Below are 24,321 nucleotides of genomic sequence, written 5' to 3' on the forward strand. Positions count from 1 at the left end.
ATGCGGCGTCATTATGCGTCAGATTTATGACAGATTTATGAAAAACATTACCACGATAAATAGCAAACTGTTGTTTTATTACAGCGGTTATTTTCCGTTCCCCGAACGTTTATAATCCTGCTTTCTTATTATTGCCACGGATCTCTTATGCGCATACTTCACACCTCAGACTGGCACCTGGGTCAAAATTTTTACAGCAAAAGCCGCGCCGCGGAACATGAAGCGTTCCTGAACTGGCTGCTGGAGACGGCTCAGGCTCACGAGGTGGACGCAATTATTGTGGCGGGCGACATTTTTGATACCGGATCGCCGCCGAGCTATGCGCGTGAGCTGTACAACCGTTTTGTGGTCAACCTCCAGCAAACCGGTTGTCACCTGGTGATTGTCGCCGGAAACCATGACTCGGTGGCGACGCTGAATGAATCCCGCGATATTCTGGCGTTCCTCAATACCACCGTGGTGGCCAGCGCCGGACACGCGCCGCAGATCCTGAAAAAACGTGATGGCACGCCGGGCGCGGTGCTATGCCCAATTCCGTTTTTACGCCCGCGCGATATCGTGCAAAGCCAGGCAGGCCTGTCCGGGAGCGAAAAACAGCAGCATCTGTTGCAGGCCATCACCCGCTATTATCACCAGCAGCATACGGAAGCCTGCGCCCTGCGCGGCGAACAGGCCATTCCTATCGTTGCCACCGGGCACCTCACCACCGTCGGGGCCAGTAAGAGTGACGCGGTGCGCGAGATTTATATCGGTACGCTGGACGCGTTTCCAGCGCAAAACTTTCCTCCCGCCGACTACATTGCCCTCGGGCATATTCACCGGGCCCAGATCGTCGGGGGATGCGAGCATATTCGCTACTGCGGCTCGCCCATTTCCCTCAGTTTTGACGAAACGGGCAAAGCCAAATCCGTGCATCTGGTGAGCTTCACCGAAGGCAAACTTAGCGCCGTTGAGACGCTTGAGGTGCCGGTCACCCAGCCGCTGGCAGTGCTGAAAGGCGATCTGGCCGCCATTACCGCTCAGCTTGAGCAGTGGCGCGGCGCAGTGCTTAATCCCCCCGTCTGGCTCGATATCGAAATCGCCACCGATGACTACCTGTACGATATGCAGCGTAAAATTCAGACGCTGACGGAAGACCTTCACGTAGAGGTGCTGCTGGTACGTCGCAGCCGCGAGCAGCGCGAGAAAATTCTGCTGAACGCCCAGCGTGAAACGCTTAGCGAACTTCGGGTTGAAGAGGTGTTCGCGCGGCGGCTTGCGCATGAAGAAGTGGACGAGGCCAGGCGCACCAGGCTTAACGAGCTGTTTGCCCATACCCTGCATTCCCTCAATGACGAGGACGAAAACGCATGAAAATTCTGAGCCTGCGTCTGAAAAATCTGAATTCGCTAAAGGGTGAGTGGAAAATCGATTTCACCGCGGAGCCTTTCGCCAGCAATGGGCTGTTTGCCATCACCGGCGCAACCGGCGCGGGTAAAACCACGCTGCTGGATGCCATCTGCCTGGCGCTTTACCACGAAACACCGCGTCTTAATAAGGTCTCTCAGGCACAAAACGACCTGATGACGCGCGATACCGCCGAATGCCTGGCTGAAGTGGAATTTGAGGTCAAAGGCGTTGCTTATCGCGCTTTCTGGAGCCAGAACCGCGCCCGCAACCAGCCAGACGGGAACTTACAGGCACCGCGCGTTGAGCTGGCCCGCTGCGAAGACGGCAAAATTCTGGCCGATAAAGTCACGGATAAGCTGGAACAAACCGCCGCACTCACCGGGCTGGACTATGGTCGCTTTACCCGCTCGATGTTGCTCTCTCAGGGGCAGTTTGCCGCCTTCCTGAATGCTAAACCGAGCGATCGGGCAGAGCTGCTGGAGGAACTGACCGGCACGGAAATTTACGGCCAGATTTCCGCCATGGTTTTTGAAAAACACAAAGCGGCACGCAACGCGCTGGAGATGTGCGAAGCGCAGGCCGCAGGCGTTGTGCTGCTGAGCGAGGAACAGCAGCAGCACTTGCAGCAAAGTTTGCAGGCACTTACTGACGAAGAAAAAATCCTGCTGGCACAGCAGCAGAGCCAACAGAAAGATTTTCAGTGGCTTACGCGTAACGACGAGCTGATACGTGAGCAGCAGCGCGTAGCCGCTTCGCAGCAGCAGGCGCAACAGGCTCTGACGGACGCCGCGCCGCAACTGGCGAAGCTCCAGCTGGCACAGCCCGCCGCCCAGCTACGTCCGCTGTGGGAGTATCAGCAGGAGCAGACCACCCGCCTGGCGCAGACAACAGCGCGAATTGTTGAAGTAAATACTCGCTTACTCGACAGAGCGGCGCAGCGCTCGCGTATTCGCAACGGTGCGCTGCGCAACCGTGAACAGTTGCAGACAGAGCACAGGGTACTGACGCAGTGGCTAACAGAACACAATCGTTTCCGTCAGTGGGGGCAGGAAATTGCCGGCTGGCGGGCGCATTTTACGCAACTGAGTCGCGATAAAAATCAGCTTGTGGCCCAGTCAGCGCGTATGGCTGAGCTTCGTCAGAAACTGGCTGAGATGCCGGAGAGTACGTTGACGCTGACGGCTGAGGATCTCGCGAAGGCAATGGAGCAACAGGCACAATCGCGGGCGCTCCGCCAGCGTCTGACTGCGCTTCACGCTCGCTATCAGCCGCTGCAAAAACGGCTGCGCCATAATGCGGAAAGCGTGCAGAAAGCGCAGGCTGAGCAGGCTAAGCTCAATGAAACGCTGATCCTACGGCGTCAGCAGTTCAAAGAGAAAAATCAGCACTATGCCGACCTGAAAGCGCTCTGTGAGCGTGAGGCAACAATCAAGGATCTTGAGAACTATCGTGCACAGCTCGAAGCGGGTAAACCTTGCCCGCTCTGCGGTTCAAGCGAACACCCGGCAGTTGTGCAGTATCAGGCGCTTGAACTGACCGACAATCAGCGCCGCCGCGACGCGCTGGAGAAAGAGGTTGCCGCGCTAAAAGAGGAAGGATTGCTGGTGCTCGGGCAGGTGAATGCGCTCACCCAACAGATCCAGCGCGAGACAGAGGAAGTAAAGGCCCTCTCTCAGGAAGAGCAAGCACTCACTAAAGAGTGGCTGGAGGTCTGCGCCTCCCTGAACATAGCGCTGAATATTCAGGATGATATTGCCCCCTGGATGAGCGAACAGGAGCAGTATGAACGCCATCTGTATCAGCTTAGCCAGCGTCTGACGCTGCAAAACCAGCTCAATGAACAGGAAGATCAGGCGCGCCAGTACCAGCAGCAGCTGACGGCGACGCGTCAGGCGCTGGCAGCCTCGCTAGAGTCGCTGTCGCTTAGCGTGCCCGATGAAGGGGCCGAAAGCGCCTGGCTGAGCGCACGCGAAGCTGAATATACCCGCTGGCAGGAAAAACAGGCCCAGCACGGTACGATTCAGGAACGTATTAATGCCCTGATGCCCATCCTGGAGACGCTGCCGGATTCTGATGACGCAGAAGCCGACGCGGTTATCCCTGAGAACTGGCGCGGCATCCATGACGAATGCGTGTCGCTACAAAGCCAGCTCGCCACCCTACAGCAGCAGGAGACGCTTGAGCGTGAACGGCTTCAGCAGTCGCAGGCTCAGTTCAGCGCCGCGCTGACCGCGAGCTGCTTTGCCAGTCAGGAGGCATTTCTCTCCGCCCTGCTGGATGAAGCGTCGATCCGCCAGCTTGAACAACAAAAGCAGACGCTGGAGAACCAGCTCCAGCAGGCCACGGCGCTCTCCGTACAGGCAAACCAGCAGCTTCAGGCGCACCAGGCACAACGCCCGGAGGGGCTGGAAACCGACGCCGCAACCCTTCAGGCGCAGTTACACCAGCTGGCGCAACAGCTTCGTGAAAACACCACGCGTCAGGGGGAGATCCGCCAGCAGCTCAAACAGGACGCCGATAACCGTCTGCACCAGCAGGCGCTTATGCAGCAGATTGAGGAGGCGGCGCGTCAGGCTGACGACTGGGGCTATCTCAATGCGCTGATAGGCTCCAGCACCGGCGATAAATTCCGTAAATTCGCCCAGGGGCTGACGCTGGATAATCTGGTGTGGCTTGCCAACCAGCAGCTCAACCGTCTGCATGGCCGCTATCTGCTTCAGCGTAAAGCCAGCGACGCGCTGGAGCTGGAGGTGGTTGATACCTGGCAGGCCGATGCGGTACGCGATACCCGTACCCTATCCGGCGGGGAAAGTTTCCTCGTCAGTCTGGCGCTGGCTTTAGCGCTTTCCGATCTGGTCAGTCACAAAACGCGCATTGACTCGCTTTTCCTGGATGAAGGGTTCGGCACACTCGACAGCGAAACGCTGGACACCGCGCTGGATGCGCTCGACGCGCTGAACGCCACCGGGAAAACCATTGGCGTGATCAGCCACGTAGAGGCAATGAAAGAACGTATTCCGGTGCAGATCAAGGTGAAGAAGATCAACGGGCTGGGGTATAGCAGGCTGGACAGGGAGTTTGCGGTGCAGTAAATGGGGGATGTTGCCCTCACCTTGGCCCTCTCTCTGTGGGAGAGGGTACAAACATCAAAAACGGCAACGCAAGTTGCCGTTTTGCGTTTATTCCGGCCAGAGCCACGCCGCGCCGCGCACACCGCTGGAATCTCCATGGACGGCTTTGCGGATCGGCGTTTCGCATTCGCCCCCAAATACCCACTGTTTCACCAGCGTTGGCACCGTCGCGTACAGCCGGTCAACGTTGCTCATGCCGCCGCCCAGCACAATCACGTCCGGATCGAGGATATTGATCACATGCGCCAGTGATTTAGCCAACCGCATTTCGTAGCGGCTGAGCGCCAGTTCAGCCACCGGATCCTGTTCCTCAACCAGACGCATAATCTCGTTGCCTTTCAGCGGCTGGCCGCTCAGACGATGATAATCGGTGGCAAACCCCGTGCCGGAAATAAAAGTCTCAATACAGCCCTGCTTGCCACAGTAGCACGGCACCTCGGCACGGTATTTGAGTTCATCTTCGTCCATCCACGGTAACGGGTTGTGCCCCCACTCACCTGCGGTGCCGTTGCCGCCAATATGCGAGCGCCCACCGAAGGCCACGCCCGCCCCGCAGCCGGTACCGATAATGACCGCAAATACGGTCTGCGCGCCAGCCGCTGCGCCATCTACGGCCTCAGAGACCGCCAGGCAGTTAGCGTCATTTGCCAGACGCACTTCCCGGTTCAGACGCTGGCTTAAGTCTTTATCAAACGGCTGACCGTTGAGCCAGGTAGAGTTGGCATTTTTCACCACGCCGGTATACGGCGAAATGGAGCCGGGGATCCCCATCCCGACCGTGCCCGTCTCGCCCGTTGCCTGCTCTGCCATATCGACCAGACGGGCAATCGTCTCTATGGTCTGGTGATAATCATCGCGCGGCGTAGGCAGACGGTGGCGAAACAGTTGCTCCCCCTGCTCGCTCAACGCAATAACTTCTGTTTTGGTGCCGCCCAAATCAATCCCAATACGCACAAGACACTCCTCATTATTTTGATTATCAACAGAGTAGAAGCCCGCTTCCCGATTAGCAATGCAAGCGATGCGACAATTCGTTATCATGCCCGCTGATTTAACGACAAGGCCGTGGAAATTATCATGCTGTGGTTCAAAAATTTGATGGTTTACCGTCTCAGCCGCGACGTTTCGCTGCGTGCAGAAGAGATGGAAAAACAGTTAGCCGCTTACTCCTTTACCCCTTGCGGTAGCCAGGATATGGCAAAAACCGGCTGGGTTCCGCCAATGGGTTCTCAAAGCGATGCGCTGACCCACGCCAGCAGCACGGGGCAAATCATCGTTTGCGCCCGCAAAGAAGAGAAGATCCTGCCGACGCCTGTGGTGAAGCAGGCGCTCGAAGCGAAGATCTTCAAGCTGGAAGCTGAACAGGGCCGTAAGCTTAAAAAAACCGAAAAAGATTCACTGAAGGATGAAGTGCTGCACTCGCTGCTGCCGCGCGCCTTTAGCCGCTTTAGCCAGACCATGATGTGGATCGACACCGTGAACGGGCTGATCATGGTCGACTGCGCCAGCGCCAAAAAAGCGGAAGATACGCTGGCGCTGCTGCGTAAGAGCCTTGGCTCATTACCGGTGGTACCGCTGGCACTGGAGACGCCGATTGAGCTGACCCTGACTGAGTGGGTGCGCAGCGGGACTGCCGCGCAGGGCTTCCAGATCCTTGATGAAGCAGAGCTGAAAGCGCTGCTGGAAGATGGCGGCGTGATCCGCGCGAAGAAACAGGATCTGGTGAGCGACGAGATCGCCGTGCACATTGAAGCGGGCAAAGTGGTGACTAAACTGGCACTCGACTGGCAGCAGCGCATTCAGTTTGTGATGTGTGATGACGGCTCCGTGAAGCGCCTTAAATTCTGCGATGAACTGCGCGATCAGAACGAAGATATCGACCGCGAAGATTATGCTCAGCGCTTTGACGCAGACTTTATCCTGATGACCGGCGAGCTGGCGGCGCTGATCCAGAACCTGGTGGAAGGTCTCGGCGGCGAAGCGCAGCGTTGACAGGCAAAACGTAGGCCGGGTAAGCGAATGCGCCACCCGGCATGCTTTTATTTCAGATAGCGGCACAGATAAGAGGTTGGCTCTGCAACCTGCAAATGGAACTCGCTGTGGCCCGGCACGTTGAACACCTGCCCGGCACTATAGACTTTCCACTCCGTTTCACCCGGCAGCAGGACGTTCAGCGCACCACTGACCACCGTCATCTCTTCCGCTTCTGCGGTGCCAAAGGTGTATTCCCCTTCCGCCATGACGCCGACACTGGCGCGGCCAGTGCTGCTGCTGGTAAAACCAATGGATTTCACTTTACCGGAAAAGTATTCGTTACTTTGAAGCATGAACTGGCCCTTATATTTATAGAGAAAAATCCACTATAGGGGCCATGCTCATGACCTGTCACGCAAAATCATTACACCAGTAATTCTGACGCCAGACGCGCCATCAGGACGTTAGAGAGCAGCACCGGAACATCCAGCGCCTTTTGCAGTAAATCACGATGCCGTTGATGGAAGCCCAGGCAGTCCAGCATCAGGACATCCGCCCCTCTGTCAATCAACTCCTGCCCGGCCGCAATCAGCTTCGCTTCGCTGTCCCAGAACGGGTTTGCCAGCGCGTACAACGGGGTGTGCTCCAGCGCGGCCCACTTCACCGTCTGGTTATCCAGCAGTTCTTCTACGGGAACGATCACGCCCACCTGATGACCATCAACAATTGACGCCACCAGCGGGGGGATAATCCGCATCGGTTCGAGCAGAATGGCATTACGCGCGCTGAGTCCTTTAACGGGTGCTGTGCTCATCAGCAAAATGACGTCATAGTCCTGATTGTCGAGCACTTCGATCACACCCTGTAGCGCGCGCTCAATTTTCTGGCGTGACACGTGCGCCAGTTTACCGTCACTGAGTAACGTTGCCAGGGGATCTTCCCCCTCCCCGACTGCGTAGTCTTCCATGACCTCTTCCCGACTCAGCTTCCCTAACAGACTGAGATGCGTAATTTGTTGTTCAGAGACATGCTCGGTTAAGAGCGGTAATACTTCGCTTACAGGCACCACACCAATCGTGAGGATCGCCAACGTCGCCTTCATTTTGATCGCCTTCCGTTACTACCACTACTGCCACACAGGTACAGGCTCACTACGCTGCACTGTTCATTTATTCAACAAAACAGCACCAAGCGTAGCAGGGGATCTCTACACCGTAATGTAAAGATCGACTGGCCTTTCCGAATCCACCTGTAATAACTAAATATTAACTGCTGCTTAACATCAGCGATATGTTAAAAGTGTGATTCAGGCACGGTTGTAACGAATTCGGATTCCTGTCAGGACTTCTCAGGATCCTCATAGCGCCGTTTCGCATCCAGCGCTTCTTGTTCGGTTTCATGTTCGCTGATCAGCGAATCAGGTTTAGGGTGATCGGCACGCAGCTGGTACCAGGTTACGGTCTGATCGCTATTACCTTTTTCAACGGTAACGATGCGGGCTTCACGTGGATAGGGAGGTCTGGTTGGCATAGCTCATCCTTTTTTTATGTCTGAGCTATGAGTATAGACGGCTGTCAGCTGGCGCAAGCCAAACGCAGGGCGGTAATAATCTGAATCGCAACTTTCTCGGGTGACGCTGACGCATCCACAACGTGGTGTGCCGCCTCGCGGTACAGTGCATCGCGTTCGGCGAGGACCTCGCTGACCTCTTCACTCAGCGGTTTCGCGGTCAGCGCCGGGCGCTGCCCTTCTTCCGGAAACGCCTCCAGCCGCCCCACCAGCGTAGAAACCGGGGCACAGAGGTAGATTACGACACCCTTTTCGCGCATAAACTGGCGGTTATACGGCGCCAGAATAATGCCTCCACCGGTCGCAATCACGGTTGACGGCGCGGTCACCGCTTCCAGCGTGGCCGTTTCGCGCGCACGAAAGCTCTCCCACCCCTCATTCTCCACGATATCGGCGATGGTCTTACCGGCATTCTCCTGGAGCCAGTGGTCAGTATCGACAAACTGACTCTGGCACAGACGCGCCAGCTCCAGACCAACGGTGGTTTTCCCACAGCCGCGAGGGCCAACTAAAAAGATGGGTGGGTTCATAACCAGGTGTTCCCCTTGCTGCCGGATAACTGAAGGCTGTAAAGAAATGATTGCAGAAGATGTTGCGCTAACTTTACTGCAAAGCGGTACGGAATGACAAGCCTGTGGAAGTCACACTGTACCACAAAACAGCCCGGAGGTGGGCTACGCCGGGCGGCGCTTCACTTCCAGCAGCCATTTATCCAGCTCGGCGGCAAACTGCTGGCGATCGCGCTGCGACAGGCTGTCCGGCCCACCGGTTTGCACGCCGCTGGAACGCAGGGTATCCATAAAATCACGCATGGTGAGCTTCTCCCGGATCGTTGCCGGAGAGTAGCGCTCGCCGCGCGGGTTAAGCGCCGCGGCCCCCTTCGCCAGCACGTCGGCAGCCAGCGGGATATCCGCCGTGATCACCAGATCTCCTGCGTCACACAGGCGTACTATCTCATTATCTGCCACGTCGAACCCGGCCGGCACGCGCAGAGAACGAATAAACCTGGAGGGCGGCACGCGGATATTCTGGTTCGCCACCAGCGTCATCGGCATCTGCACCCGCTCGGCGGCGCGGAATAAAATCTCTTTAATCACATTCGGACACGCGTCCGCATCAACCCAAATCGCCATAGTGTCTCCCCATTATGATTTTGGCGACTATTGTCGCCTGCATTTCGTTGTTAAGCTATCAATGAGAGATAACAACGCATAATAACGGAGAGACGTGATGGATAAGAAAATCGGGTTTATCGGCTGCGGAAACATGGGTAAAGCTATCCTCGGTGGACTGATAGCCAGCGGCCAGGTGCTGCCGGGGCAGATTTGGGTCTTCACCCCATCCCCGGATAAAGTCGCGGCGCTGCGTGATGAGTATGGTATCAACGCCGCCGAAAGCGCGCAGGAAGTGGCTCAGGTGGCGGACATTGTCTTTGGCGCCGTTAAGCCGAATATCATGATTAAAGTCCTGAGCGAGATCACCTCCAGCCTGAACAAAGAGAGCCTGGTGGTGTCGATTGCCGCAGGCGTGACCCTCGATCAGCTCGCCCGCGCGCTGGGGCACGACCGTAAGATTGTTCGCGCCATGCCAAACACCCCGTCGCTGGTAAATGCCGGTATGACCTCCGTTACCCCGAACGCGCTGGTTACTTCTGAAGAGGTGGCGGATGTATTGAACATTTTCCGCTGCTTCGGCGAAGCGGAAGTGATTGCCGAACCGATGATCCACCCGGTTGTCGGCGTGAGCGGTTCTGCCCCGGCGTATGTCTTTATGTTTATCGAAGCCATGGCCGATGCCGCCGTACTTGGCGGTATGCCGCGCGCGCAGGCCTACAAATTTGCGGCGCAGGCGGTGATGGGCTCGGCCAAAATGGTGCTGGAAACGGGTAAACATCCGGGCGAACTGAAAGATATGGTGTGCTCGCCGGGTGGCACAACCATTGAAGCCGTGCGCGTGCTGGAAGAGCGCGGGTTCCGCTCCGCCGTGATCGAGGCGATGGAAAAATGCATGGAAAAATCAGAGAAGCTGAGTAAGTCCTGATGCGTTACGCCGGGCGTCAGGCGGCCACTTCGGTGCGACCCCGTCCGGCATTTTTGGCTTTATAGAGGGCCACGTCCGCGGCCTTTAGCCATTCACGATAGTGCGTGAACTGCGCCCCCCAGGGGGCAACCCCAACGCTGATACACAACCTCGCCATAGGTGCTCCGTGCAGCGGCATGTTGACCAGCCTTTCATGGACGCGCGCCATCGCCGCAATCGCGTTGTCGGCAGGCGTGCCGGACATGATCACCGCAAATTCATCTCCCCCGAAGCGGCCAATATAATCGCCTGCGCGCAGGGTCAGCTGAAGCTGGCGCGTGATGGCAACAATCGCTTCATCCCCCACGTCATGCCCCCAGGTGTCGTTGATCGTCTTGAAGTGATCGATATCGATGAGCAGTATCGTCGCCTGTCGATGGCTGCGACGGCAGGCCTCAAATTCGTTCCGCAGCAGCGTTTCCCAGTGGCGGCGATTGAACACGCCGGTCATTCCGTCGCGGGTACTCATCAGCTCAAGCCGACGCTTATGCTCTGCCAGCCGGATCGCCGTGCGGTGGCTGAGCCAGGCAAACAGCATGGGGTAGACCACCAGCACGGGGAGCGTCAGCCACAACGCCAGCGGTTCAGAGGTCAATAGCACAGGAGTACCCGTGGATTGCACGGTGAGCAGGGCAGACAGAGCAAGCAGCGCAAGTCCTGTCAGAAATAAGCGGCATCCCCCCGATCCCATCATGTTCATGCCGATCATCACGATCAGCGCCGCCGTTGGCAGCGCATTGAACCCTATTAATCCCATCCAGACGCCAGCAATGATGGCATCGATTTTCAGATTAACGATTTCACCGCTGTGGGGGCAGGTCGAACGAAAAGCCAGCTGCCAGGCCAGATGGGGCCAGACAAAGACCCAGCCCACCAATAACAACCACCAGACGCCAGAAAGAAGCTGACTCACCAGAACGCTGGCAAGCGGAACAAACAGCGCCGCCAGACCAACGATGCGTGCCAGCCGTATTCGCCGGGCAAATCGCAGACCGGAACGGTATGAGTCATCCTGAGAAAGCTGCTGATACCACGCTTCCCGAATGTTCTCGTGATTGTCATAAAACTCATCATTCATCATTTTTGGGAATATTCTGAAACATTTTCCCAAATTATAGAGAGGGGGATAGCGGGGAAAGTATGAAATTTTGGGTGAGCCACAGCCGTGACTCACCCGTTAGCACTACGCCTGTTTTTTCAGGCACGCGCTCATAAACTTGCTGCGATCGTCGCCTTTAAGCATCTGCTGTGTCGCCTGGGCATTGCACTCGCGCATTTTTTGCTGCTGCGGGGTCAGGCTTTTTTCACCCGGTTTGGTCGTACCATTTTTAAGGCAGTCGCTCATATACGTTTTACGGGCATCCCCTTTCAGACTTTGCGAGGTCGCCTGTTGGTTACAGGTCGTCATGCGCTGCTGCTGGGGCGTTAACGTTTTCTCTTCCGCATGTGCTGAGGCGATCAGACACAGGCCAGAGAGCAGGGTAACCAGTATTGTCGTTTTCATTGCACCATCCTTTATGTGAAGTTCCACGTTAAGTCTGGTTCGTTACGGGAAAAAAACCACCCTGCACCATGATTTTCACCGTGATTCAGGGTTATTTCAGTCCCGTCGCAGCGCGATTATTATTAACCGGTTTCACAGGAACGGAGGAGGTAATTACGAGCGAGTTTAATGCGGTGAAAAGTGTGCTCTGCTTCATTTTAATTTCCCCATGGTAACAGGGTAAAAATAAAAACAGAGCGACGCCAGGCATCCTGCATGACAATTCTGTGACACGTCATTTCACCTCTGGCCGGTTAACTGCGAGGATGCCTTAAAAGCTTCTTTACGTATTGCTGAAGCAGCTCCGCGTCCTCTGCAGGCACCTGTGAATCAGGGCGAGCTTTTTCCAGCGCGCCTTCAACGTTGTCGATCAACGCCTCCTGCTCTGGTTTTGCCATCTGTCGCAGCAGCGCCGTCACAACGATCTCCAGCGCCTCGACCTGGGCAACCAGCTCTTTCGACTCTTCTTCCTTTTGGGCAAGCTTAACCAACAACTCAGCAATGAGATTTTTCATGGTGCTATGTCCTTATGTGATTTCCCCTGAAATTAACACCCTCACTGAATAATGAAAAGCATGGATTGGTTTTATCTTATGCAAAAGTGACATTGCTGCCAAAAAAGATATTTCGGAGCGCAAGCGAAACGTTTTTCTAAAAGACATAAGCCGCATTTCGTTATATAAAAATGCGGCCATCATAAGAATTAATAATATATTATCGTGTTTGCCGGGCTGACTTTGCCTCAGCGATTCGCCGGCGACGGCGCAAGGCAAAGGCCAGTTGAATAATATTGAGAAGCACCACCACCGCCGTCGCGGCAAATACCCAGCGGAAACCCGCCATCGCCGAGACCGAGGCGCCAATAAGCGGGCCCGCTACGTTGCCTAAATACATGAACGACTGGTTGTAGCCAAAAATGCGGCCGGTTACCTGGTCACTGGAATATTTCACCAGCAGCGTCTGTACAGCGGGCAGCATAGCACCATCCGCGAAGCCAAGCAGGAAGCGCAACACCCCGAGCTGAAGCGGTGTCGTGACGAACGACATGGCAAAGAAAAGGAGCACCGCAATGATGAGCGTTGCCATCAGAATGCGTGCCGTACCGATCCTGTCGCCCAGTTTCCCCAGACGCGGAGCGGACATCAGCGCCGACACGCCCGGCACGGCGGCAATCATCCCGCTCAAAAAAGCAATGTTGCTGCTGTCCGGTGCCATCGACTTGATAAACAGCGCCAGAATCGGTCCCACCGAGCCGTTACAGAGCTGGATCACCATCGTTGTCACAAAAAGGCTAATCATCAGGCCAGGATAAGGTAGCGAGGCGAAAACCGCCTTTCCGCTCAGGCGTTCTGATTTGCTGACGACAGGCCGACCGCCCTCTTTAATCAGAAAAAGGGTGACCAGAAAGCTGACCGTTAGCAGGATGGCGGTAATGATAAAGACCGCGCGCAGCCCAACATGGTCAGCCAGGAAGCCGCCGAGCAGGGGGCCGCCAATTACACCGCTAATCTGGGCCGTGGAAAGCGTGCTGAGTGCCCAGCCGCTCCGCTCGCGCGGTACCTGTGAGGCCACCAGCGCCATGGCATTCGGAATGTACCCGGAGGTCAGCCCCATTATCGCCCGCAGAATAAACAGCTGCCAGACGTTGGTGGCGAAGGCCTGGAGCAAAATGGCTATCGCCATCCCCAGCGAGGCGCGGAGCAGCATCAACTTGCGCCCCTTGCGATCCGCAAGGCTGCCCCACATCGGTGACACAATGGCGGACACCAGAAACGTCACGCTGAACGTCAGGCCGGACCACATAGAGAGCGCTTCATGGGAAGTGACCCCCAGCTGCGACACGTAAAGCGGCAGGAAGGGCAATATCTGGCTGATAGCCAGTCCGGTGAAGAAGCAGCCGAACCAGACTGAAATGAGGTTAACTTTCCAGGATTCCATAACAGAAATAGTCTTCATTTTTAGGCGAATTCGCCGACAGATTAGCAAGTTACGCGCAATGACATAGCGCCAGAGATGCGGCCTTGCAGACTTTGGTGTTTTATCTTCCCAGTCATCATATTTGTGAGATAAGTCACAATCTATCCAATTTTCGGCGGAAGATTATGCTTCATCGACATAAGCCATAGCCGCGCATTCCCAGATGGAAATGGTTGGCATGGGCGGCATTGTAGTCCGGCCCCAGACCGTTACCGTAATAGCCGCAGCTTGCCGACAGCAGGGCCTGTAGCCAGGGCTGCGTCTTTTCCGCTTTCCAGCCGTTGAGGACGGTAACACGCTGTCCGTTTGCCAGCCTGAAAGCGCTGATATCCAGCGCATCCGCCGTGGCATGTTCGCTGCGCCGCGCATCCGGGCGGCTGTAGATATTGCGGCAGGCGAAGCTGCCCAGATGTTCAATACGCGTAAGCTCGCTGCCGGTCCAGGTTTTGGTGAGCGGCCGGGCCTGCTGGCTGACAAACAGCGCCGAGCTTAACGCCAGCGGGCAACTGGCAAGGAAGCTGCTGTTCAGGCTCACTGGGCCAAAATCGCGCACGCGCACCACGTTACTCAGCGGACATTCCCCGGCGCTGTCAGCGACCGCCTGGGTACGGATAAGCTGGCGTTGATTCGCCTGCGCTAACAGGTTTTCGCACGCCTGCGGCGTTAAGCGCCGGAGTTTAAACTGGGTTATTTTTCCTGGCGGATCGTCAAGCGTAAGCGGCACGAAAGGGTTGTAATGCGGCGGCAACCAGCGGTAGCCCACCGTGGCGATCCCGGCAATAACAATAAGAATAAGCAGACCTTTTCCTTTCACGCGCCCCCCTTCAACATCCCTCAAAACATTATGGCAGAAGGCCGCGAAACCCGCCGGGCATCGTGGTATGTTATTGGCTTTTCGTCAGACTGGAAGAGAGTGAGATGGCAAAGCAGCGCGTAGGTATTGTCTTTGGGGGAAAATCATCAGAGCACGAGGTGTCATTGCAATCGGCTAAAAATATCGTTGATGCGATTGATAAAAGCCGTTTTGACGTGGTGCTGCTGGGCATTGATAAACAGGGCCAATGGCATGTTAACGATGCCAGCCAGTATCTGTTACACGCTGATGATCCGGCGCGCATCGCCCTTAATCCTTCTGATATCAGCGTCGCAACGGTTCCAGGCGTGGCACAGGGACAGCTTATCGATGCCGGGAACGCGCAGGCGCTGGCACAGATTGACGTGGTGTTCCCTATCGTTCACGGCACGCTGGGCGAAGACGGCTCCCTGCAAGGCATGTTGCGGATGGCGAACCTGCCGTTTGTCGGCTCCGATGTGCTGGGTTCTGCCGCCTGCATGGATAAAGACGTCACAAAACGTCTGCTGCGCGACGCCGGTCTGAATATTGCACCGTTCGTCACGCTCACTCGCGCCAACCGCGATAAACACAGCTTCGCGCAGATCCAGGCGCAACTCGGCCTGCCGCTGTTCGTGAAACCGGCGAATCAGGGCTCGTCCGTCGGCGTCAGCAAAGTCACCAGCGAAGCACAGTTTAACGATGCCGTTCGTCTGGCCTTTGAGTTTGACCACAAGGTGGTGGTTGAGCAGGGAATTAACGGGCGCGAAATTGAGTGCGCCGTACTGGGTAACGACTTCCCGCAGGCGAGTACCTGTGGTGAAGTGGTGCTGAATAGCGACTTCTACTCCTACGACACCAAATATATTGACGACAAAGGTGCCCAGGTTGTGGTTCCCGCCGCGCTCGATCCTGACGTTAACGACAAGATCCGGGCGATCGCCGTTGAAGCCTATCAGGCGCTGGGATGCAGTGGGATGGCGCGCGTCGATGTGTTTCTGACGGCGGATAACGAGGTGGTGATTAACGAAATCAACACCCTGCCGGGCTTTACCAATATCAGCATGTACCCGAAATTGTGGCAGGCCAGCGGAATAAGCTATCCGGAACTGATCACCCGCCTGATTGAACTGGCGCTGGAGCGTCACGCCGCTGACAGCGCCCTGAAAAGCTCTGTTAACTGACGGTTAGTCGGCTTTCTCTGCCGTCGTCTCATCGGGACGACGGCGGATAATGAATCCCGCCAGCCAGAAACTGATTACCCAGGTCACCAGCCCAACCGCATAGGTTTGCCAGCCCTTCGCTTCAAATCCCAGCAGCCCGACAACACCGTTGAGTATAAAGATCAGCCCGATCGCAAAGGCGTAGTAATGCCAGTCACGGCGTAGTTTGGAAGTGAGCTTCATGACAACTCCGGCAGAAAAAAAACTATCCTCTCACAGTTTGATAAAGCCGTCTGTGGCGGATACGTAAATTCTGAAAAGCAGCGCAGTTTCACTTATGTTATCAATTTGTGACGTGATGCAGAAATCGACAATCCAGGAGAAATCCTGAGCCGAATTTCCCACGATTCTGATATTGACAAATGCTATGACCTGTCACACTCACCCTGTACGACGCGTATTAAAACAGAGTGATATTTTCGGGAGGTCTTATGGCAGACTTTACATTGTCGAAACCGATTTTTGGCGGAAAACAACCAAAAACCTCCACGGCGGGGAATATTGCCTATGCCCTGTTTGTTCTGTTTTGTTTCTGGGCAGGAACCCAACTGCTGAACATGCTGGTGCATGCCCCTGGCGTGTATGAGCATCTGATGCAGGTGCAGGATACCGGCCGCCCGCGCGTTGAAATCGGTTTAGGCGTGAGCACCGTATTCGGGCTCATTCCCTTCCTCGCGGGCAGCATGGTTCTGGGCGTGATTGCGCTCGTGCTGCGCTGGCGCAACCGCCACTGATTACAGTCCCATACAGCGAGCCCGACGATCGTCCACGCGTTTTGCGAACCATGCGGTCGTCAGGTTACGCGTGATCTTCGGGCTTTCAAGCTGAATGCCTGGCAGAATGGCTCTGGGTAGTGCCTTTCCACTTTTCTTCTCTGCAAGCGCGAAAACCTGCTTATACAGATCCGTTTTCTCAAACGCCAGGCTGTCACCCTTCTCCAGCTGTCGGCGAATGTCACTGTTGCTCATCTCCAGCTTCGTCGAAAGTTTTCGCACTGCCCGTTCGGTGGACCCTGCCTCGCTGCTGCCGTAAGCAATGAGATCGCCATCCAAAGCGAGCTTCACACCGCTGGCGCGGCTTACCGCATTCTGGAAGGCTGCATTTCGGCTGGCATACCAGCCCGCGTTAAAGTCGGCAAAACGATACAGCGGTTTATCGTAGTTGGCCGGATAATTCAGCAGGTGATACGTCCCAAACCACAGCCCACCGCGCAGGGAGAAGACTTCCTGACGCACCGTACCGTCGATATCCCACGGATAGCCGTCGGTATGCTTTTCCGCAAATGCGATGCTTACCTGCATCGGACCGCCGGTATGTACCGGATTCAGCGAGCCAAACAGCGTCTGCCCCATCGGCACCATATTGATGAAATCATCGAAAATGGCGCTGAGCTGCCTCTCGGTTTTCACCGTATCCAGCCGTTCGCTGTAGCTTTTCCCGTTTGGCGAGGTGATTTTAAGTGCGGTATGTACCAGGAAAACCGGGATATGCATCGATTCGGCCCGGCGGTCGATCTCCTTCCAGGCGATTTTGTTCAGGCCAGGCACAACAGGATCTGACTGATACATCGATTCCTGCTGCGCCACCGCCAGTACAGAGCAGATGTTCTCCTCGGTAGGCGCGATCTTCTGACTTTTAAAGGTCGTTGCCAGCGCATCAGCCCACTCACTGCGATCCTTCACGCTGGCGGGCATTTTTTGCCGCACCACGCTCGCCACATCAACGGGCTTCTCCCCTTCTTTGAGCGGGGCGGCCCCTTTCTCGGCACAGCCCGCCAGCACGACGGCGGCGAGTAACGTCAGCGGTAATGCACGTGGTACGGCAAATGGCATAGCAATTCCTTTTTAACCTAATGTATGGGTGACTTCCTGCAAATCCTTATCGTCCAGCTCACGCTCGAAACTGCGTAAACGTTTGTAGATGGACATCAGCTCCACCAGCGTAGTCCAGGAGCTAATCAGGTACTGGAACGAACCGCGAACCTGACCAAAAACGTTGGTGATCTGGGTCATCAGACCGAGCGTAATCGTACCCGCAACGATGGACGGGAACAGCAGGAACAACCCGAAAACGTTATCAACCTGAAGATAAAGGATGCGCGCGATATTGAAATACATGTAATGGAAATAGAGGCGGAAGTAATTACGACGTACGGCGCCAAACAGCTCACGCACGGTAGGCGGTGACGCACGGTTGGCATCGTCTTCACCATACACCAGCTCTTTACGGTAGGCCGCTTCCACGCGCTGGTTTTTAAATTCCAGCCCCGGCAGCTTGATCCCCACCACTGCCAGCAGTCCCGTTCCCATCAGCGACCAGACAATCGCGGCAATGACCAGGCCGTACGGCAGATGGCCGACAATCGGCAGTTCCGGAACGTGGGATGAGAGCGTCACCAGCACCGGCAGGAAGGCGATCAGCGTCATGATGGCATTAATAAAGCTCACGCCCATATCTTCGAGTGTAGAGGCAAAACGCATGGTGTCTTCCTGCACACGCTGTGCGGCACCTTCGATATGACGCAGGTGCTGCCAGTGCGCCATATAGTGTTCGTTCATCGCGGTACGCCAGCGGAACACATAGTGACTGACGAAAAAGTTATTCATCACGCCGATCACCACGGCGATGAGGGCGATGCCGAGGAAGATCCCCACCTCATGGTAGAACTGGTTAATGGTCACTTTATGCGGCGAACTCAGCGCCGTCTGGATCAGATCGTAAAACGGCGCATACCAGGCGTTGACCGCCACGCCAACTTCCACCAGGAACCAGGTGACAAAGATGATTAACGACGTGCCGAGAATCGACCAGTATTGCCAGCGGTGAGGCGAATAGATAAACCAGAACATGGCAAAAAGCCCCACGCAGAGCATGTAATAGGCGTAGAAAAGCAGATAGCTCATGGACCAGAAGCGCGCAGCGCTAATGGGAATGTCGCCCGTTGCCCCCGTAAGACGGGTCAGCCACGCGCCGCCACCGGCCTGCCAGAAAATGACAGCCAGCAGTGCCCAAATAAATGCCGACAGGAAAAAGGGCCCCGGCTTTGGGAAAAAAGACTTAAACATTGTGCTTCCTTCTTGTTGTTATGGCTGTTGCTGTGTTTAACATATCGCCACACGAAACCTTGCCTGGGCCAGCCTCCCGGCTCAGGCAAAAAAGTCAGACCTGCGGGTGAATTATTAGTTCGCTTTCCAGTTTTCAAGAATTGTTTCGGTGCGTTTCACCGAAGGCGGGTTGGCAGGGGCGATGAAGTTACGCCAGACATCGTTATAGTGCGCGATCAGAACCTGGGCATCGGCCGCTGGACGATTGGCCGTGGTGTGGGCATCCTCCGCAACCGTGATGTGGTAGCCCCGGCTGACACCGTTTTTAAAGGTGGCATCGACACAATAATCCGTCGCGCAGCCGCAGATAATAAATTCATCGATCTCCTGTTCGCGCAACAGTGCCTCGAGCGAAGTGTTATAGAAGGCATCGCAAGCGGTCTTCGTGACGTAAAACGCCCCTGCCGGCTGGTTGAGATCGGGCAGCAATGCAAACCCTTCGCTCCGCTCCTCTAGCCCGCCAGCTTCAGTATGCTGTATGAAAATAACGGCCTCAGCAGCCTGGGTAAGCTGATTGATCAGTGAGACACATTTCTCACTCTGATGGCGCGGCGTCTTAAACACCCCATTCTGCATATCAACCACCAAAACCACACGCTTTTCAGACATACCGTTCTCCGCAATAATGAATGTAACTGGTGACTATCATAAGCCCGATGTCACAAAATGGGAGTCTGGCCGTAAGTAAATTGTGCAAATTTACCCACGGTTACGTTTTTCTCGCTATCGTTATGCAAATCGGACGATTGCCCGACGCCGATTAGTAGTATAACTACCCGTAACTCTCCTTATTCACTGGATGGATGCTTTTCGTTGAAACGTTGTCTGCTCTCTTTCGCCGCGCTGTGTGCGGTGAGCCTGTCCACCGCCCAGGCAGCACAGCCTCTGACGGCACCGGTTCTGGCCTCTGACATTGCCGATCGCTATGCGAACCTTATTTATTACGGCAGTGGTGCGACGGGAATGGCGCTGGTCGTGATCGACGGTAACCAGCGGGTGTTTCGCAGCTTCGGTGAAACACGACCGGGAAATAACGTTCGCCCGCAGCTGGATTCCGTTATCCGTGTCGCGTCGATAACCAAGCTGATGACCAGCGAAATGCTGGTGAAATTGCTCGATCAGGGCGTGGTAAAACTCGACGATCCACTCAGCAAATATGCGCCACCCGGCGCTCGCGTTCCGACATATCAGGGAACGCCGATCAGGCTGGTGAACCTGGCGACCCATACCAGCGCCCTGCCGCGAGAACAGCCCGGTGGCGCTGCGCATCGCCCTGTCTTTGTCTGGCCAACTCGCGAACAACGCTGGAATTACCTGAGCACCGCAACGCTGAAATCGGCTCCGGGTTCTCAGGCTGGCTATTCTAACCTGGCGTTTGATCTGCTGGCCGACGCGTTAGCAACGGCATCAGGTAAGCCTTACCCTCAGCTGTTTGAAGAGCAAATCACGCGTCCGCTCGGGATGAAAGATACTACTTACACCCCCTCCCCGGACCAGTGCAAGCGTCTGATGGTGGCGGAAAAAGGGGCCAGCCCGTGTAATAACACGCTGGCAGCCATTGGCAGCGGTGGGGTTTACTCTACGCCTGGCGACATGATGCGCTGGATGCAACAGTTCCTCTCATCGGATTTTTACGCGCGCAGTAATCAGGCCGACCGAATGCAGACGCTCATCTACCAGCGTGCTCAGTTACGTCGCGTCATTGGTATGGATGTTCCCGGTAAAGCCGATGCCCTCGGCATGGGCTGGGTATATATGGCGCCAAAAGATGGTCGCCCGGGTATTATTCAAAAAACCGGTGGGGGTGGCGGATTCATCACCTACATGGCGATGATTCCGCAATCAAACGTGGGCGCTTTTGTGGTGGTCACCCGGTCACCGAACACCCGCTTCGTGAATATGAGTGATGGCGTAAATAACCTTGTAGCCGAGCTGAGCGCCAATAAAGCGCAGGTACTTACGGCCGCTAACTGAGCTTAATAGTCCGTGGGCAAACGGTTGATACTGATCAGTTTGCCCCGGCTCATATTGATGTAGTTCCCCTGACGCAGCGCCGCCAGAACCTCCGCAACCACCGAACGTGATATACGCGTGCTACGCTGAATATGATTCATCACACCAATTTTTGAGCGTAGCGTGTCATCCCACTCGGCCATATTGATTAGCATCGCCCGAATTTGGCTATACGAATTATTTCCGACCAGCTGGATATCACGTTTTCCCAGTAAATGATTTAGCCATGAAAGCCAGCAGAATGCTTCTTGCCAGAGTTGCGCTTCTTGAATAATTTCGCATGCAGTAGAGGCTGGCAAATAAAATCCGGTACAAGGTGTTTGTGCCATCAGAGAATATTCAAGATAGCTGTCATTAATCCATGCACTTAATCCATGAATATAGGGTGCCCGTGCAATACCCACGAGTAATTCATCTGATTTACGGTGAACGACTGTCAGGCCGGATTGTATTACAAATGTCAATGGTTCATCATCATTATTGCCGGTAGTTATAAATTGTTGTGGTTCCGTTTTAAATGGGGTACCGGCGACTTCCAGACACTTTATGAGCCGGCTTAATTCAGAAAGTGGTTTCGCATTAACGTTCATGCATACCTCAAGTCATCTGTATATGTCGGTTCTTTATTATTTTTAAAGCACATAAAAAAGCGGGGGCAAAATCCCCCGCGTTTTTTTCTTACCAGGTATATTTCACACCCAGGTTTGCTCCCCAGTTCTGGTCAACGTCGCCGCCGCCCAGATAAGTCGCATCAGTGTAAGCACTGAAGTTTTTCGTGAAGCTGAACTGAGTGCCCAGTCCCACGCGAACCGCAGAGCCTTCCACGCCGTTGTCAATGCTGTCATTGTTGATATCAGCATTGTTGTCGGCATCGTCATACACGTAAGCCAGCTTGAAGTAAGGGGTTAATGCCTGCTCGCCACCGTAGTTGAAGGTATAACCTGCATCCACGCCGAGCTCATAACGCATACTGTCGTAAGACTGGCCATCGATACGCATGTCGTTGCTTAACTGATAGTCATCACCGGACTGGAACAGGCCAGAGATCGCCGCGTAAGGCGTGACGTAGCCAGACAGGTTTGGTTTCCAGTCATAGCCCAGTTTCATCCCGAAACCAACGGCGTCAGTCGTGGTATTACCGTCAACATACTGACCGTTGCTCATGGTAGCAGAGAGGTCGTTGTTGAAGCGGGTGTAGCTCATGGAGCTGTCGAGGAAGATGTCGTTCATGAACTTCGCCGACGCGTAGATCATCGCAGTCTGGCTGTCCTGATCGACCTGACCAGTACGATCGCTGATATCACCCTTCGCGAAACCAGCCGCACCACCGACAATCCACTTCGCGTTATTACCGTCGATCTGAGTATCCAGACCCACCATAATGCCGCTTACGTCCTGATCGTAGCTAACGGTGCCATTATCCGCGTCAAAGTTGCCGCCAAAATAGCTCACCCATGCGCCGCCGTTATCTGCCAGGCCATGACGGCTGTTGGTCAGACGGGTACCCACGGTATCCTGTTGCAGATTCCAGATGTTGGTATTAGCAGAAGGAATGCTCAGCGCCATGTTGGCGTAGTCAGTCAGCTCTTCCTGCTGGAGAACAACGGTGTCACCCTTCTGCTGCGCCTGATAGGTGTATGCACCTAAATCAGCTTTGTTTGCCGCAGTAAAGCTGGCAGCGGTATCCGCGTTATTGTCATAGACGCGAATGATCTCTTTGTTTTTGTAGTCAGCTACGGAGCCTGCACCGGTCGCATCGTCGATGCGCACTTTATAGTTACCGGCAACGTCACCGTTCACCGCCAGATGGCCGTCAGAGTTCAGCGCGACAACACCATAGTCGTAGTCCGCTTTATGGCTATCGTTGGTGATATAGCGTGCGTTGTTCAGGTCGCTGTTCAGCACATAATCGCGGCTGGCAACGTTGAGCACACCGCCATCAGTCAGCACCATATTGTGCGTATCAACCTGACCCAGACCCAGCGCCAGCTCTGCACCGTTGTCTACAGTAATGGTGTTGGCATACAGTTCTGCCGTCTCTTCAGTCAGTGCCGCACGGCTGTAGCTATCCAGATACAGACTGTCGGTTGCCACGGCACCGCTGTCGCCAATATTCAAGGTTGAAGCATTGGTCAGGGTGATGGAATCTGCCAGCAGGCCGGAGTTTTCAACATTGACCTGAGACTGGTTGTTCACCGTCAGTGCATCGATGTTGGAGATCTTGCGGGTATCCCACTCGGAACCGTTATCCAGCGCCACGTTGAACAGGCCGCTCTGATACACCTCTTCACCGGCAACGTGACCGTTGCTGTCAAAGGTAGAATCAGGCCAGATGCTATTCGGGGACAATGCGTGCCAGTCTACGTTGCTGTAGCCCTGGCCATACATCTGCGCAGTGCCGATAGCTTCAACGCTGGACTGCGCTGCACCCACCCACTTACTGCCGTTGGTCAGCGTGACATCCAGTTTATCGGTACCATCCCAGCCGTTGGTGGTTGGGTTATAGACGCCATCTTCTGTGGTATCCGTTGCCGGATCGCCATTCTCGTAGAAGTTGTTATCAAAGGTGCTGGAGAAAAGAATGTCACCCGTAACGGTAGAGTGATCGAAGGTAGCGGTGGTCTGCATGGCGTTATCAGACGCACTGGCAGCAACGATCAGCGCCGCATCATCCGCAGCCGTGGCGTTGGTTTCACCGTAGTCGCTTGGCTTCGCCGTTTGACCGTAGAAGCCGCTGGTACCCAGATCGCTGTATGCGCCAGAGGTCAGCACAGAGTCTTTCACCACCAGCGTATCGGTAAAGATATTGCTGCTGTTAGCAACGCCTTCAACACCGTCGTATGGCGTGTTATCAAGCTCCTGATAACCCTGCGTCAGCGTGATGCCCGCGATGTGGGAATTGTTCTGAATAACGATATCAGACTCAACATCCAGGGTGATGGCGTTACCCAGACCATAGGTGTCCAGATAATGCGTTTCAGTGGTATCGCCATTAACGACATCATACGCATAATGCTCGTAGGTATCGTTGATGGTGGAGTTATCAACAGTCAGGCTAAAACGATCGTACTGGGTATGCGTAGTGCCGTCAGTATCTACGCCTTCTGCACACGTCGTGGTCATACATTCTGACGTGATCATGCCGTTAATGGTGCTGTTAGAAATACTCAACGCGTTCGCACGGCCATTGACACCATCATCCAGATAGTATGTCGAAATAACTCCGTTTACGGTTGATTTATTGATGACTGGATAAATGTCACCATCATGTGTGGCATCTGAATAATCCCAGTCAGCATAACCATAATACCAGGGCGTGGACGCAGTATTGTCATATCCAAAAGTATTATATGTCGTGCCGGATATATCTTTCGCATTGGCCTGAGAAGCGATAGCCAGTGTGCAGGCTAATGCAAGTTGTGATACAACCAGTTTCTTTTTCCATGTTTGCATTGGGTCATCCCTCCTCAGGGACGTAAGCAAGTTT

At 55.0% G+C, this 24,321-nt stretch carries 24 protein-coding genes; 7 read left to right on the forward strand and 17 right to left on the reverse strand.

What is annotated here, in order from left to right; genetic code table 11:
- The first annotated feature begins 147 nt into the window (after positions 1 to 147).
- Together sbcD and sbcC are read left to right on the forward strand one after the other, a co-directional pair.
- Positions 148 to 1,353 carry an exonuclease subunit SbcD gene (gene sbcD / locus SK51_RS22045; protein ID WP_023305567.1) on the forward strand — a complete coding sequence of 402 codons (1,206 nt, stop codon included), beginning with the start codon at positions 148 to 150 and terminating at the stop codon, positions 1,351 to 1,353.
- The gene (gene sbcC / locus SK51_RS22050; RefSeq protein ID WP_032676390.1) at positions 1,350 to 4,481 is read left to right on the forward strand and encodes an exonuclease subunit SbcC; all 3,132 of its coding nucleotides are present in this window, start codon (positions 1,350 to 1,352) and stop codon (positions 4,479 to 4,481) included. Before sbcD ends, sbcC begins: the two co-directional genes overlap by 4 nt.
- Positions 4,482 to 4,568: 87 nt before the next feature.
- On the opposite strand, the gene mak is transcribed toward sbcC, so the two are convergent.
- Positions 4,569 to 5,474: a fructokinase gene (gene mak / locus SK51_RS22055; RefSeq protein WP_003859127.1), complete on the reverse strand. Its 906-nt coding sequence runs from the start codon at positions 5,472 to 5,474 to the stop codon at positions 4,569 to 4,571.
- Positions 5,475 to 5,597: 123 nt separating this feature from the next.
- Between mak and rdgC the strand changes: the two genes are divergently transcribed.
- Positions 5,598 to 6,512: a recombination-associated protein RdgC gene (rdgC, locus tag SK51_RS22060; protein WP_006809928.1), complete on the forward strand. Its 915-nt coding sequence runs from the start codon at positions 5,598 to 5,600 to the stop codon at positions 6,510 to 6,512.
- Positions 6,513 to 6,559: 47 nt separating this feature from the next.
- Here rdgC and ppnP read toward each other — a convergent pair whose 3' ends face one another.
- The 5 genes from ppnP to SK51_RS22085 form a co-directional block, all read right to left on the reverse strand.
- Positions 6,560 to 6,847, reverse strand: a complete 288-nt coding sequence (gene ppnP, locus SK51_RS22065; protein ID WP_003859131.1) for a pyrimidine/purine nucleoside phosphorylase — start codon at positions 6,845 to 6,847, stop codon at positions 6,560 to 6,562.
- 71 nt (positions 6,848 to 6,918) lie between these two features.
- Positions 6,919 to 7,596 carry an AroM family protein gene (locus SK51_RS22070; protein WP_003859133.1) on the reverse strand — a complete coding sequence of 226 codons (678 nt, stop codon included), beginning with the start codon at positions 7,594 to 7,596 and terminating at the stop codon, positions 6,919 to 6,921.
- 236 nt (positions 7,597 to 7,832) lie between these two features.
- Positions 7,833 to 8,024 (reverse strand): protein YaiA, encoded by a 192-nt coding sequence (yaiA, locus tag SK51_RS22075; RefSeq protein WP_023305565.1) that lies wholly within the window; start codon positions 8,022 to 8,024, stop codon positions 7,833 to 7,835.
- 44 nt (positions 8,025 to 8,068) lie between these two features.
- The gene (aroL, locus tag SK51_RS22080) at positions 8,069 to 8,593 is read right to left on the reverse strand and encodes a shikimate kinase AroL (RefSeq protein WP_023305564.1); all 525 of its coding nucleotides are present in this window, start codon (positions 8,591 to 8,593) and stop codon (positions 8,069 to 8,071) included.
- Positions 8,594 to 8,737: 144 nt separating this feature from the next.
- Complete coding sequence (locus SK51_RS22085) at positions 8,738 to 9,196, reverse strand: YaiI/YqxD family protein (RefSeq protein WP_022647211.1); 459 nt, start codon at positions 9,194 to 9,196, stop codon at positions 8,738 to 8,740.
- 97 nt (positions 9,197 to 9,293) lie between these two features.
- Between SK51_RS22085 and proC the strand changes: the two genes are divergently transcribed.
- The gene (gene proC / locus SK51_RS22090; RefSeq protein ID WP_023305563.1) at positions 9,294 to 10,103 is read left to right on the forward strand and encodes a pyrroline-5-carboxylate reductase; all 810 of its coding nucleotides are present in this window, start codon (positions 9,294 to 9,296) and stop codon (positions 10,101 to 10,103) included.
- Between the two features lie 16 nt (positions 10,104 to 10,119).
- Here proC and adrA read toward each other — a convergent pair whose 3' ends face one another.
- The 5 genes from adrA to SK51_RS22115 all read right to left on the reverse strand — a co-directional run bounded on the left by adrA (position 10,120) and on the right by SK51_RS22115 (position 14,476).
- The gene (gene adrA / locus SK51_RS22095; RefSeq protein WP_023305562.1) at positions 10,120 to 11,223 is read right to left on the reverse strand and encodes a diguanylate cyclase AdrA; all 1,104 of its coding nucleotides are present in this window, start codon (positions 11,221 to 11,223) and stop codon (positions 10,120 to 10,122) included.
- A gap of 102 nt (positions 11,224 to 11,325) precedes the next feature.
- Positions 11,326 to 11,646 (reverse strand): phosphate starvation-inducible protein PsiF, encoded by a 321-nt coding sequence (gene psiF, locus SK51_RS22100; RefSeq protein WP_022647208.1) that lies wholly within the window; start codon positions 11,644 to 11,646, stop codon positions 11,326 to 11,328.
- A 293-nt stretch (positions 11,647 to 11,939) separates the two neighbouring features.
- Positions 11,940 to 12,200, reverse strand: a complete 261-nt coding sequence (iraP, locus tag SK51_RS22105; RefSeq protein WP_003859148.1) for an anti-adapter protein IraP — start codon at positions 12,198 to 12,200, stop codon at positions 11,940 to 11,942.
- Positions 12,201 to 12,399: 199 nt separating this feature from the next.
- Complete coding sequence (locus tag SK51_RS22110; RefSeq protein WP_023305561.1) at positions 12,400 to 13,623, reverse strand: multidrug efflux MFS transporter; 1,224 nt, start codon at positions 13,621 to 13,623, stop codon at positions 12,400 to 12,402.
- A gap of 169 nt (positions 13,624 to 13,792) precedes the next feature.
- Complete coding sequence (locus SK51_RS22115; protein ID WP_023305560.1) at positions 13,793 to 14,476, reverse strand: extensin-like domain-containing protein; 684 nt, start codon at positions 14,474 to 14,476, stop codon at positions 13,793 to 13,795.
- A gap of 104 nt (positions 14,477 to 14,580) precedes the next feature.
- Here SK51_RS22115 and ddlA point away from each other — a divergent pair, with 104 nt between their 5' ends.
- Positions 14,581 to 15,678 (forward strand): D-alanine--D-alanine ligase, encoded by a 1,098-nt coding sequence (gene ddlA, locus SK51_RS22120; RefSeq protein WP_022647205.1) that lies wholly within the window; start codon positions 14,581 to 14,583, stop codon positions 15,676 to 15,678.
- A 3-nt stretch (positions 15,679 to 15,681) separates the two neighbouring features.
- Here the strand turns inward: ddlA and SK51_RS22125 are convergent, their stop codons facing one another.
- Positions 15,682 to 15,900: a DUF2754 domain-containing protein gene (locus tag SK51_RS22125; RefSeq protein ID WP_022647204.1), complete on the reverse strand. Its 219-nt coding sequence runs from the start codon at positions 15,898 to 15,900 to the stop codon at positions 15,682 to 15,684.
- 248 nt (positions 15,901 to 16,148) lie between these two features.
- Between SK51_RS22125 and SK51_RS22130 the strand changes: the two genes are divergently transcribed.
- Complete coding sequence (locus SK51_RS22130) at positions 16,149 to 16,451, forward strand: DUF2755 family protein (RefSeq protein WP_003859159.1); 303 nt, start codon at positions 16,149 to 16,151, stop codon at positions 16,449 to 16,451.
- Here SK51_RS22130 and SK51_RS22135 read toward each other — a convergent pair whose 3' ends face one another.
- From SK51_RS22135 to SK51_RS22145, 3 genes are all read right to left on the reverse strand, one after another.
- Positions 16,452 to 17,549, reverse strand: coding sequence for a DUF1615 domain-containing protein (locus tag SK51_RS22135; RefSeq protein WP_048207139.1), 1,098 nt, complete (start codon positions 17,547 to 17,549; stop codon positions 16,452 to 16,454).
- A 12-nt stretch (positions 17,550 to 17,561) separates the two neighbouring features.
- The gene (gene sbmA / locus SK51_RS22140; RefSeq protein ID WP_023305558.1) at positions 17,562 to 18,782 is read right to left on the reverse strand and encodes a peptide antibiotic transporter SbmA; all 1,221 of its coding nucleotides are present in this window, start codon (positions 18,780 to 18,782) and stop codon (positions 17,562 to 17,564) included.
- 114 nt (positions 18,783 to 18,896) lie between these two features.
- Positions 18,897 to 19,430, reverse strand: a complete 534-nt coding sequence (locus SK51_RS22145; protein WP_048207141.1) for an isochorismatase family protein — start codon at positions 19,428 to 19,430, stop codon at positions 18,897 to 18,899.
- A gap of 204 nt (positions 19,431 to 19,634) precedes the next feature.
- Between SK51_RS22145 and ampH the strand changes: the two genes are divergently transcribed.
- The gene (gene ampH, locus SK51_RS22150) at positions 19,635 to 20,795 is read left to right on the forward strand and encodes a D-alanyl-D-alanine-carboxypeptidase/endopeptidase AmpH (protein WP_022647200.1); all 1,161 of its coding nucleotides are present in this window, start codon (positions 19,635 to 19,637) and stop codon (positions 20,793 to 20,795) included.
- A gap of 2 nt (positions 20,796 to 20,797) precedes the next feature.
- Here the strand turns inward: ampH and SK51_RS22155 are convergent, their stop codons facing one another.
- A complete protein-coding gene (locus SK51_RS22155) occupies positions 20,798 to 21,424 on the reverse strand; it encodes a helix-turn-helix domain-containing protein (protein WP_022647199.1) in 627 nt (208 codons plus the stop codon).
- Positions 21,425 to 21,512: 88 nt separating this feature from the next.
- Positions 21,513 to 24,287 (reverse strand): autotransporter outer membrane beta-barrel domain-containing protein, encoded by a 2,775-nt coding sequence (locus tag SK51_RS22160; RefSeq protein WP_023305556.1) that lies wholly within the window; start codon positions 24,285 to 24,287, stop codon positions 21,513 to 21,515.
- Between the last annotated feature and the right edge of the window lie 34 nt (positions 24,288 to 24,321).

This window comes from Enterobacter sp. MGH85, assembly GCF_001037655.1.
Classification (GTDB): Bacteria; Pseudomonadota; Gammaproteobacteria; order Enterobacterales; family Enterobacteriaceae; genus Enterobacter; species Enterobacter intestinihominis.